Raw genomic sequence first — 11,618 nt, forward strand, 5'->3', positions numbered from 1 at the left:
TCCATGACTCGATGGAAGCCACTGTGGACCCTTATCCCGGGGTCCCGATTGGATGCCGATCACCCCGAAAACGGGGTCCTTATTCCATGCCGAAACACATCCGGTTGGCAGTTCCGAAGATAGAGCCGCTGTCCCTCAACGAAGCGTCGGTTCGATGGAGCCGCAGGGTCAGGCGACGAGCCATCGCGCGAGGCGCACCGCGAAGCGGACACCGAAAAGTCCGTTCGGAGGAAGACTGAAGCATCCCAATAGGTGAGCAGTTCGGGCCGATGCAGAAAGATGCCGTCTATCAGCAAAATGGATGACGGCAGTGCCTCCAGATCGATGGCAGGTACGATGTCGTCGGTCACATGATCGAAGAAGGCTCGACGATATATCCGAGAACTCCCGGGGCCTAGCGGGTCCAGCAGATATTGCTTCAACGCCGAGTAATCGTAGGAGTCCTCGAAAAAGCCTTCCGGAAAGTGTCGCCCACGCCTATGTCTGACCGCCTTGGGGTTATGAAAACCGTCTACGGATGCTCGAATGACAGGCCGCCCCTTAGACGCCGAGGTTTCCGAGTTCATCAGCGAATGTGGTCTTTCCTGCCCCGTCGATGCCGTCGATGGCGACCGGGCAGTCCGATCGGCGCGGTCAGAAGTAGGCGATCAGCCAAGTCGGATAGAAATTTCTTTCTTTTATCCATCTGGATCGAATGCGCCGAGCGGGAGTCATCTAAACCTACAATGAAGCTGATCACTTTTGCAATTGGCCCGTCTGCGAAGTTGCGCCGGGTTTGACAGAGGTCCGCTCATCACAGCAGAGCGGTCCAGATTTGCTCGACGTGAGTTGTTCGCACTTTGACCCGAATGCGACAATCAGTCTTTCTGTCGCCTGTAGCGAAAATCGCAGTGGCTCGCGCCCTGCATGATGGTCTGTGTGCGGGTGAGCTTTATGTCGGGGCCAAAACCCTCGGCGAACGGGAAGTCCGAGCTGCAGACCAGCAAGAATCCAAGCTCAGGCTCACCCAACTCCTTGTAGAACTGTGCGTACCGGCATCCAGTGACATCGATCTCATAGGTATCTTGCGATTGCGCGCGAACGTTGTATTCAACGGCGTCGCCTTCGGCGAACGAGGCAAACGCCAACGCCGTGTTCTCTCCCACGTGCGTGGATTCTTTCGCGCGCCACCACTGTTCGCCGAGGCGGCGATAAACGTCGCCTAGAGCCTTGCGGACAAGTGCGTTCGCGCGTTCCTTGCCCAATTCCGCCTGAAGGGCCTGGACGAGAGGAACTAAGACCTGAGCCTGTATTTTGACCTGTTCTATGACGGGGATGCCCATACGTCGCCTCCTCTAGCGTGCCGGTTGTGCCCGGACCGCCCTGGCTCCGAGTCGAACTTATCACGGACGGGCACGATGTTGAGCTTTCACCATCAAGAAGGGGCAGCTCCTGGCCCATTAGCGAAGTCAACTCGTCGAGCACTGAGGTCGGCTCATGGTGGCCGAGCGGACGGGATTTGCTCAACCGGAGTTCTTCGCAGTTTGACCTATAAGAGACGTGGTGCCATCACCTCGTCGGCCGGCTTGGCGAACTTTTCGGCTCGCCATGTTTAGGAGGAACAATCAACCCGTCAAACCCGCCTTCCTCAAACCCTCAAGAAAGTGTTCGCGGTCCGAAGGATTCCGGTATCTATCGGCCCGCGACAGCGCAAGATCGAGATGGGACCGCGGCAGCACTTCGCCCCGCGCACTCAATTCGCGCTCCCATTCGCCGATAAACGCATCTAGTTCGGACCGGGCTTCGTCGCGCCGTTCGATCTGCGCATAGCAGGCGGCCAAGAGCCCATGCGACCAGCGGTCGAGGGACCGCATCTCCCTAAGCGCTCCAATCGCTTGCGTATATTCGCGTGCGGAATAGAGAGCAAGCGCGTGGTACCAATGGTAGAGATTGGGCGGTAGTGGGTTGAGACGCTTGGCTGTGTCGATCCACGTTAGCGCCTCTCGCCACCTTCCCCAGTAGACGAGAATATTGGCGAAGACGGCGGCGACATCCGCGTCGTTAGGATTGAAGGCGAGCGCGCGCTTGAGGTGGATTTCAGCCTCGTCATCCCTCTTGAGCAGGAACAGCAACTGTCCGAAGACACCATGAGACCAGGCATCGCTGTCGTCGATGTCAAGCGCTATCTGGACATGTCGCAGCGCCTCGTCCAACGAGGATGCATCCTCCGCCTCCAGAAACACGTTGCAGACATGGGTCCAGGCCACGTTCGCATGGGCGCGCGCATAATATGGGTCGAGCGCGACAGCGCTGCGGAAATGATCCAGCGCCTCCGCCAGGTCTTTCCGCGTCAGCCGCCGCCACCGCTCGTTCCCGAGCAAGACCAGATCGTATGCCGTGATGTTCGAAGTTTGCTTGCGCTTGGCGAGATCGCGGTCGGCGTTCTCGAGCCGGCCCGGCAAGGTCGCGACAACGGTTCGGGTGATCTCATCCTGGACGATGAAGATATCCTCAAGCTTGCGGTCATAGCGCTCGCCCCAGAGGTGTTTGCCACTCGCTGCATCAAGAAGCTGGACGGTCACTCGTATCTGTTTCTCGGCTTTGCGAACACTGCCTTCAACCACATATCGAACACCGAGCCGGCGGCCGACTTCAATGACGTCGACTTTCTTGCCGCGCAGCGAGAACGATGAGTTGCGGGCGACCACGAACAACGATCGGAACCGCGACAACTCGGTAATGATGTCTTCGGTAATCCCATCGGAAAAATAGTCCTGCGCGGGATCACCGCTCATGTTCTGGAATGGAAGTACGGCGATGGACGACTTCTCTGGAGGCGGCAATGCCGATAGTGATCTTGCTGCCGCACCGACGCGCTGCACTCGGTACACTCTCACAGGACGTGCGATATTCTTTAGCTGTTGCTCGCCTATATCCTCGAACATCATATCTAACTTGTCGCACACCTGCTGATACGCGGCGTGGGAGATGTAGATGCCACCCGGCTCTGCAATGCCTTCGAGACGGGCGGCGATATTGACGCCATCACCAAGGATATCGTCGCCATCGATCAGCACGTCGCCAAGGTTGATACCAATTCGGAATAGCATCCGCCGATCCTGCGGAACGTCAACGTTCCGTTCCGCCATGACATTCTGAACCGCGACGGCGCACTCGACCGCGGCCACAATGGAAGGAAACTCCACGAGGAGACCGTCCCCCATGCTCTTGACGATGCGACCTCCATGGCTCGCCACGATGGGATCGATTGCCTGCCGATGTTCACGGAGCACCCGCGCGGTGCCGGACTCGTCGGCGCCCATCAGCCGGCTGTAACCGGCGATGTCGGCGGTCAGGATGGCGGCTAATCGGCGCTCGATGCGACCCTGCTCAGGATTGGCCATGGCGGTCCCTCTGTGCGGGCATTCTACACCAAACCGTAGCTGCGGTGTACGGCTCGCCGGCCTATCGTCTGCTCGGCGACCTAGCTTGATCAGGTGTCGTGGCCTCACCCGCTGGACCTAGTGCGGGTCATGGAAGTCAGCTTTTGGCCCGTCTGCGAAGTTGCGCCGGGTTTGACGAAGGTCCGCTCATCACAGCAGAACGGTCCAGATGTGCTCAACGTGAGTTGTTCGCACTTTGACCCGATGCAGCCGAATCGGCGTGTCGGACCGAGCGTCCGCTTCTGAAGGAAGGCCGGCCGTCACGATTTCTGCCGCCCGCTTTCTTGGAAATGCTCGACTGCCTCATCAACATGGACCCAGTGATGCTTCGACCGCTCGAATATCGAAAGGGTGGGACCCGGAAAGCCAGGGTCGCCGAGCGGCCAACTGCGACGCCGATTAGAGATGGCAAGACGTCGGGCCTCCAATAGACCGTCGAGCCGCATGTAGGACAAAAATAGCATCGCACCTTACCGCCGCTCTCGCCGACGTGAATGAACTCCGTAGCTGTTCCCGAGATCTCGACGGTGTCAATCGGATGGAAAACGCCGAGGCCGAATGGCGAACCGGTTCGTCGCTGGCAGGCGAGACAGTGACAAGCGACAATCAACTTTGACGTTTCTCGCAACTTCAGTGAAAGAGCGCCGCAAAGGCATTGGGCGTTACCCATGTGATCGTCTCCCGTCTTTCTCGGTGAGGTTACGTCGGAATGTGGGGGATGAGACGCAGGCTGGGACGGAGGAGCAAAGTCCGCGCGACCGAAGCAAGGGTCGCATGCGTCACGTAACAAAATAGCCTCTTTTGGAAGACCTGTGTTTCGGCATGGAATAAGGACCCCGTTTTCGGGGTGATCGGCATCCAATCGGGGCTCTGACGCAAATTCGATGACGGCGACGCGGATCATGCTGCACCGAGCAACCGTGCTTCGAGAAGGTCAATTTTCGCGCGCCCATACATTTGCCGTTTGACGAGTTTGAGTTTCGTAATCTGCCCTTCGACTTGGCCGTTTGACCAAGGGTGCGTGATTGCCGCGCGCACAGCAGCGGTGTCCTTGAGGACTCCTGTCGCGAAGGATGAGACGAGGCTTGCTTTTGCGTTCGCGATCCAGGAATCGAGTTTGGCCTCGTCCTTTTTCCGGATCATATCGTGGAACTGGTCGATGAGCGTGCGGGCCTCAAGAAGGGACGGCACACCAGCCTCGATTGCGGCAACGACCGCGGCATCAGCCTTGGTGATGCAATCTCGCTTAATCGTCATAAGACGAGCGATAGATCTGGCGGAGGGCACCCTTTGCAGCTGTTGTTTGCTGACCGCTTCCGACCGACGTCGACGTGATGTCCACTCGCCGACCGAACGCAGGGATCCCCGGAACCCTTGCGCCTGCAAACGACGCCAGAGTTCGGCGCCGTTGCGACAGCCACTGCTCCACAGGCTCTCAAGGAGCAGATAACGTGCGTCGAGCGAACACGCTCGCGTTTGGAACACGTCGGCTCGCCCACCCCGCAACGTCTGGCGAACGAGATTGCGACTATGACCCAGGCGGCGGGCAATTTGCTTGATCGAAACGCCGTCCCTGGCGAGCGCCACGATTGCCGTAGTCGTATCCTGGCGTCGCAGATAGCTCTCGTATCGTAGTTTTTCCGCCGAAGTGAGCAACTCTGGGGTGATTGTCGTCGAGCCAATGGCGCTCCGGATTGCGCGCATGGACTTGCGCACCGCGTCGAGGAAGGCCGCACTGGCGTTTTCCATCAGGTGCCAACGGTCGGCGACCTGTATCGCGTCAGGGAGCGCCTTTGCCGAGGCCTTGCCGTAACCGCCGCCACGGTCGCGCGATACGATCCTGACCTCCTGATGATCAGCGAGCCATACTCGAACTGTAGCGACCTCGCGATCTGGAAGCAGGGTTACAATCCGCCGCCGCTCGAGATCGCAGACAATCGTTCCGTAGTGGCGATTGCGTCGAAAGGCCCAATCGTCGACGCCGACGACGCTCAGAGGATCGGTTCGTCGGGCTGCCCGCCGTCGTATGACCCGAAGCAACGTATCGTGGCTGACCGGCAGCATCAGCCGCCTGGCAAGGCTCGCTGCTGGTCTGCCGCCGAGTGCCAACCCTAAATGGTGAACGATGCATTCCAGCCGTGCCGTCCGGCGCGACCGGGTGGGCAGAACGTTGTCCCCGAATCGTTCAGCGAAAATCCGCCGCCGACAATGAGGTATCTCGCAAACAAACCGTCGCGTAATCACGCGAAGGCGTATTTGTTTGCCGGCACAGGGCAAATCCGCGACTTGCCTGTCGTATCGGCTATGGATTCGTCGCGATCTCGAGCCGCACAAGGGGCACTCGGCCATTTCGACTTCGGATCGGACGGCTAAAATAATCAAGCCAGATGAATCACTTACACTCTCAACAACGAACCCGCTCGGCACAAGCGACGAAATTCGAATTCCGGCTCGCATGGCGTTGATTCCCGTTGGAGAACCACAAGCTTATCAAAGAAGTTATCAGACGTGAGTCAGCGCAGGTCGAAATGACATGCCAAAGCGTTGGCAGGATAAATGAGCACACACAATACTCGGGTACATGTCTATGCCTTCCTTTTGATGGTACAGCTCCTCGCGGTATCCAGGGGACCACTCTATTGGAATCCAGGCAGATCGCAGACGGAAAACCTCCATTGGACCGTGCGAAATCCGAGCACTGCGCCCGCCGACGAAAGCCGCTTTCTCGCCAGTTCTTGCTGTGTGCGGAAACCATGAAGCCTTTCGGAGCTGCAGCGACAGTCTTCAACCGGACACCGCGACCGAGCTAAGCGGCACATCCAACGAGTAAATGAAGCCGTGCGGTTCATAGGCGAGGCCCACCTGACCGGACAATTGCTGGCCGAGAGACCCCATCATCCGGGTACCGAAGCTTCGCCGCGTTGGCGGCTCGACCGTGGGACCTCCCCGTTCTGTCCAGACAAGGCGAAGTCTCTGCGTCAACTCGTCGATTCCCCATGAAATCTCGACGCGGCCTGAGGACACGGACAGCGCTCCGAATTTAGTCGTGTTGGTGCACAGCTCATTGAACGTCATTGCAAGGGCGATGACAGCAACGGAGGTAATCCTGATATCCGGTCCATTAAAATGAAAGCGTCTGTCTCCGGGACTGTCGTAAGGCTCGGTCGCACTGCTCAGTGTGTGAGTAAGGCTCGCATCAGCCCAACTTACCTGCATCAGCAGATCATGCGCCCGCCCCAGTGCAAGCAGCCTACCCTCCATTGCCTTCTGTCCGTGCTCGATGCTCGGCGCTCCGCGAAAGCTCTGGGATGCGATCGCGCTAACCATCGCGAGTGTATTCTTGACGCGATGATGAAGCTCCCCAAGGATCAGCTTCTGCAGTTTGTCGGCGGCGCTTCGCTGCTCGGCGTCGATCCCAGCTTGGATCATCAGGGTCCGCGCATCTATCTCGGCTTGTTCGAGCAGCAAGCGCAGGCTGTTGTTTTCGGCCGACAGGAATGCTTCCTGTGCCGATTGTGATGAGGGATCAACCTTGGCGGGAAACGCCTCATCCGCCGTCCAGTCGCTTGCGGCCGGAACAATCTTCAGCGCACCTGCGCCGACCATGGCCTGCAACTCGGCTATCATTTGCTCGACACCGAGCGGTTTGCCGAAGAACCGGCTATTGGCTGGCCGTTCCGCCTCTGACGGCTTCACTTGGCCGGAAACCAATATGATCTTTATCGAGGGCCAGCGCTCGTGCACTGCATGAGCGAGTTTTAGGCCGTCGATGCTGCCGGGCATTTGAATATCGGTGAGCAGCAGCGCGATGTCCGAGCGGGATTCGAGAATCGAGATTGCCTCGTCGGCATTGACAGCCTCGACGGGACAGAATCCGGCATCCTCCACGATGTCGACTGCACGCATGCGCAGGATCATCTCGTCTTCCACGATGAGAACGTTCGGCACCTGAGTTGAATCCTTCGACATGGCGACCTCACTTTCTCTGAGGGAGGTGATAGAGCTCCCTGCTTGCGAACGCCGATAGACCGATTGCCCGGCGACCGACGGTCGCCACGGTTCGGCCATTGCTGCGCTTTTCGATAAAGGATAGCGAGCTAATTCGCAGCGCCCGAGCAGTTCTCATCTCAACGCTATGAGGCGTGTTCTGACTCGAACTGATTGGGGCGAATAAACTGAACGAAGCTCATCGCTCAGGGCAACGGTCAAACAGGGCCTGGCTATCGACGGGCAGTCACAAGCCGAGCTTCTTCGATTTTCGCTCCAGAGCCTGCGTGTCGCAGACAGGAAGTGGCGAATTCCGGCCAGACCTGTGTTGAGCAATTCGAGACAACGGCTCGTCCTTCAAGCCGATCGGCTTTGGCCAGCGCCGTGACTTCCATCCGCTTGCACTTTGGGAGCAAAACCCGGCGAAGCGATCACCAAGGCTCCGAGGAGCATGAAAATTGCCAGTGATGACAATGACTTGATCATTTTTGACTGCTGACTTTTTCGTCTTCAATCCCTCTGCTTTCGGGGATTACTCTGACAACAACCAGAACGAGAATTTGTTCCATGACTTCAACCTTTTATCCAGGCTGTCGCCGAGGCTGATGCCGGAGCCCGCGAAAAGCGTGTCCTGCGAGAAGGCCGGTGGGGCTGAGGATCTGAATGCCGGCGCCGGTGGCTTGGGCGCACGCTAGTCAGGACGATCTTTGACGGCGACCAGGCCCGTGTGATTTCGCGGAAGGTGCCTGCGATGCTCTTGCCAACCGAGCCCTTTCTGGCCACTGGCTGTGCGACACAGAGCACATCATCTTGATCGGCGCGGTCGTTCAGCCCGCGATCGTGTCCCTGAAGTTCTGCCAGGTCGACCTGCCTCGGGCGTCTGCGAACAGATCGGCCCCGCTGACAACTATTCCTGGTCAGGGGGAACCATCGTGCCGCGAGCCTATTGGCTCACTGACACAATTCTCTTTCCCCTTTGGAGATATGACATGAAGATTTTTACCGGCGCTTTGGCTGCCGCAGCAACTACGCTTCTCGTGACGGCTGCATCAGCTGCCCCGCTTGCCCGCGGGGTTTCCATTACGCCAGAGAGCAATATTCAAAACGTGCGGATGGTCTGCAACGAAGACGGTCGCTGCTGGCGCGAGCGTGGCGAACGACATGTTATCATCCGCGAAAGAAGCGATGCCTACGGATATGCACCTCGCGAGCGCTACATTGAGCGGCGCCACTATGACGACGGTGGCGGCATCGGCTTCCGCGCTCCCGGCGTAAGCGTCGGAATCGGTACCGACCGGTACTGAGAGACTAAGGAGACGAACGCAAAAGGCCGCGGCGCAATCCGCGGCCTTCGCTTGGTGTGCGAGCATGTTCGACAGCTTGGAGGTGGAAGTCCTTTACCCAGCCTGATGGCGGCGAAGGGTTAGTGAAGCGCAAGGGCGTCATCGCGAGATGGGGTCTGAAGGAAGCGTGGAGCAAACCTGCGGCCCGATGGACAAGAACCGGATAACGAGGCCTACCCAGCCGGACGAGCGAGTCAAGGGTCGCAAAGTCCACAGTCATGAAGGGCTGGGTGGTAAATCCGGCGCGCGTGCAGGGAAGGCGGTCGAACTTACCTCGGGAGATCTCCGGCGTGTCCGGGAGACCGGACTGAGCGGGCCGCAAGGTTCGTGATCGCGACGGAGAAGTCAGCAGACGGCATAGTAGGCGGAACGAGTTTCGCTGAAGGCCCGAACGCTGGAAAGACGTTTGGATGTGGAAACCTCGAGCCGGCCAAGCGGCGGAAATCCAGGTCACTGGCCTTGGGAGCGGCGGGAAGGGGTGAAGCCCGGACGGCGCCGCTCAAAGGAGCCGAAGCCGACGCGACGGAGTCCACCATCTTGAACCTCTGGCGCGGACGCAAAACAAACCGTTCGCGCTCAATCCGGTGAACCGCCGTATACGGACCCGTATGTACGGTGGTGTGGGAGGGGAGAGTCGCGAGACTCCCGCTATCCCGATTCGGATCCTCGAGCGACATGGCAAACGACACAATCGTGAAGCGGCTGGAATTGAGCGCATTCAGAAATTCCGGCCGCGCGACACCCCGCAGCCCGATCACCTAAATTGTTGCGCTGGCCTAGCTATTCTGAGGATGAAACGCCATATTGCTGATATCACCGCGCGCCCCTCGGCTATCATCGGTGACTGAGAGCATCGCGCTCCCGCCGCGACCAAGAGCCGGTCAATATGTCAAGAACTTCCGCGTTCAGTATTCATGAGTGGCTCGTCCCCCCGGTGCTGCTACCGATCTTTTTTGTGCTGCTGATCGTCTCTGCGATGATCGTTCAATGGTAGTTCACCTCGCCAGGCCCACGCCGTCGGCTCCGGCCGACAAGTCGCTCGATCCGGCGGAGCTAACTCAGCCGTCGCTAACTTTGAGGCTGAACCTCAAAGCAACGGCTGCCCTCGACAGGGCCCGCAACATGCCACCTGGAGCGGAATGCGCAGGAAAGATGCAAGAGGCAATGATCCTCGGAAATGCCGCCGAAATGCTCAGGCATTTCGATAGACAGCGCAGCTGACGCGAACACCCGCTGAATTTCGGACCAGCGAGTGTGGTGGTCAGCAAACGTTGGCCCTGCCTCGGCCGCGGGAGCTTGGAGCGCGGCAGCAGAAGCACAATGCCTGGAACGCAGACCCCTCTGAGGGGTGCCATCTGGATCGACATTTGCACCTTCTACTCTGGTGCAATCCTGCCCTTGATTGGAGCTTTCGTTGATTGCGCTGAAGGTCCTTCACACGACGACTTATCGATTCAACGAACAGGTGCGCCTGATGCCGCACCGCCTGATGCTTCGTCCGCGCGAAAGCCGCGAGCTTCGTTTGATTTCGAGCAACGTCACGATAACGCCACATGCGGACCTGACCTGGGCACACGACGTGTTTGGCAATACGATCGCAACGGCGACGTTTCAGATGACAGCCGCCAATCTGGTGATCGCCAGCGTCGCGGAGCTTCAGCTCGACGCGGTTGCGTGGCCTGTGTTCGACATCGCCGTCTCGGCCATGTCGTACCCATTCCGCTATTCTGATGGCGAATGGACCGATCTCGGCGCCTTGGCTCTCCCCCAGTTCACGGACTCGGAGGGAATCCTGGGAAACTGGGCACAAAGGTTCGTTCGAGGAAGTCAGACCGACACGCTGTCGCTGCTAAAGGACCTCAGCGTCGGCGTTTCCGAAGCTGTCCGGTACCAGAGCCGTGATGATGAGGGTACGCAGACGCCAGTGGAAACGCTAAATCGCGGCTGGGGGTCTTGCCGGGATTTCGCGGTGCTGTTCACTGAAGCAGCACGCGTGCTCGGGTTCGGGGCCAGGATCGTCTCCGGCTATCTTTACAATCCAGAACAACGAAGCCTCGGATCTAGCGACGCAGGATCGACCCATGCATGGGCAGAGGTCTTTGTCCCGGGAGCCGGATGGATCACTTTCGACCCGACGAACCGCAGCCTCGGCGGCTTCAACTTGATTCCGATCGCGGTCGCGCGCGACATCCGGCAGACAATTCCGGTGTCCGGCAGCTTCGTCGGTAATACCGGCGCTTTTGCCGGGATGTCCGTAGAAGTTCGAGTCACGCCATAGAACGCAGTACTGCCGGCACCGTCTGTGAGAGAGTTATTCAGCACAACGAAAGTCCCCGCCGATAGCGACCAATGCATACCAGCTTCGAAGGGACTCGATTCGGTAAGTGTCACTGTCTTAATCTCTCGTGTGACTGTCCCAACGAGAGCAGCTCCGTTGGCCTGGGGCCATGCTTCCGAGGCCCGCGGCCGCTGCGAAGTTCACAGTGGTCTAATTTTGATTTGTATTCAGTCAGGAACAGACGAGAACTTGATCGCGTTTTGGGATCGCCGCTGAACCATGCGGGGTTAGGACCCGCAGGCGCGAGGGAGGTTGTTATGCAGCGTCGCCGCGTGAAGCAAATTTTGTCCCTTGAAGAACGCCTTTCTGAAGAAGCAAAGCGCTTACGAGAGAAGGCGAGATCTCTTCCACCTGGCGCCGACCGTGAAGCCCTTCTACGCAAGGCCCGCCAAGCCGAGACGGGCTCGCACCTGAGCGAATGACTGCAATTGTCAAGCGACGTCCGGATTTGACCCCGCAGCGACATGAGGAAGTGACCCCCTTGTTGTTTGCAGGACTGTAGCAAGCCGCTCGCGAAGCGCGCCCGTC

6 protein-coding genes and 1 pseudogene are annotated in these 11,618 nt (G+C 58.7%); 2 read left to right on the plus strand and 5 right to left on the minus strand.

Going from position 1 to position 11,618, the window contains the following annotated elements:
* Window positions 1–857: 857 nt before the first annotated feature.
* From IVA87_RS19085 to IVA87_RS19105, 5 genes and pseudogenes are all read right to left on the minus strand, one after another.
* The gene (locus IVA87_RS19085) at window positions 858–1,322 is read right to left on the minus strand and encodes an L-2-amino-thiazoline-4-carboxylic acid hydrolase (protein ID WP_247334572.1); all 465 of its coding nucleotides are present in this window, start codon (window positions 1,320–1,322) and stop codon (window positions 858–860) included.
* Between the two features lie 282 nt (window positions 1,323–1,604).
* Entirely contained in the window at window positions 1,605–3,383 is a 1,779-nt protein-coding gene (locus tag IVA87_RS19090; protein WP_247334574.1) for an adenylate/guanylate cyclase domain-containing protein, read from the minus strand.
* A 299-nt stretch (window positions 3,384–3,682) separates the two neighbouring features.
* Window positions 3,683–4,092: pseudogene (locus tag IVA87_RS19095) on the minus strand (GFA family protein).
* A 230-nt stretch (window positions 4,093–4,322) separates the two neighbouring features.
* A complete protein-coding gene (locus IVA87_RS19100) occupies window positions 4,323–5,879 on the minus strand; it encodes an ISL3 family transposase (RefSeq protein ID WP_247334575.1) in 1,557 nt (518 codons plus the stop codon).
* 327 nt (window positions 5,880–6,206) lie between these two features.
* Window positions 6,207–7,391 carry an HWE histidine kinase domain-containing protein gene (locus IVA87_RS19105; RefSeq protein WP_247334576.1) on the minus strand — a complete coding sequence of 395 codons (1,185 nt, stop codon included), beginning with the start codon at window positions 7,389–7,391 and terminating at the stop codon, window positions 6,207–6,209.
* A 1,007-nt stretch (window positions 7,392–8,398) separates the two neighbouring features.
* Between IVA87_RS19105 and IVA87_RS19115 the strand changes: the two genes are divergently transcribed.
* Together IVA87_RS19115 and IVA87_RS19120 are read left to right on the plus strand one after the other, a co-directional pair.
* On the plus strand, window positions 8,399–8,713 hold the full coding sequence (locus tag IVA87_RS19115; protein ID WP_247334577.1) for a hypothetical protein: 315 nt from the start codon (window positions 8,399–8,401) through the stop codon (window positions 8,711–8,713).
* A gap of 1,453 nt (window positions 8,714–10,166) precedes the next feature.
* Window positions 10,167–11,030, plus strand: coding sequence for a transglutaminase family protein (locus tag IVA87_RS19120; RefSeq protein WP_247334578.1), 864 nt, complete (start codon window positions 10,167–10,169; stop codon window positions 11,028–11,030).
* Window positions 11,031–11,618 lie beyond the last annotated feature (588 nt).

The organism is Bradyrhizobium sp. 147 (genome assembly GCF_023073935.1).
Classification (GTDB): Bacteria; Pseudomonadota; Alphaproteobacteria; order Rhizobiales; family Xanthobacteraceae; genus Bradyrhizobium.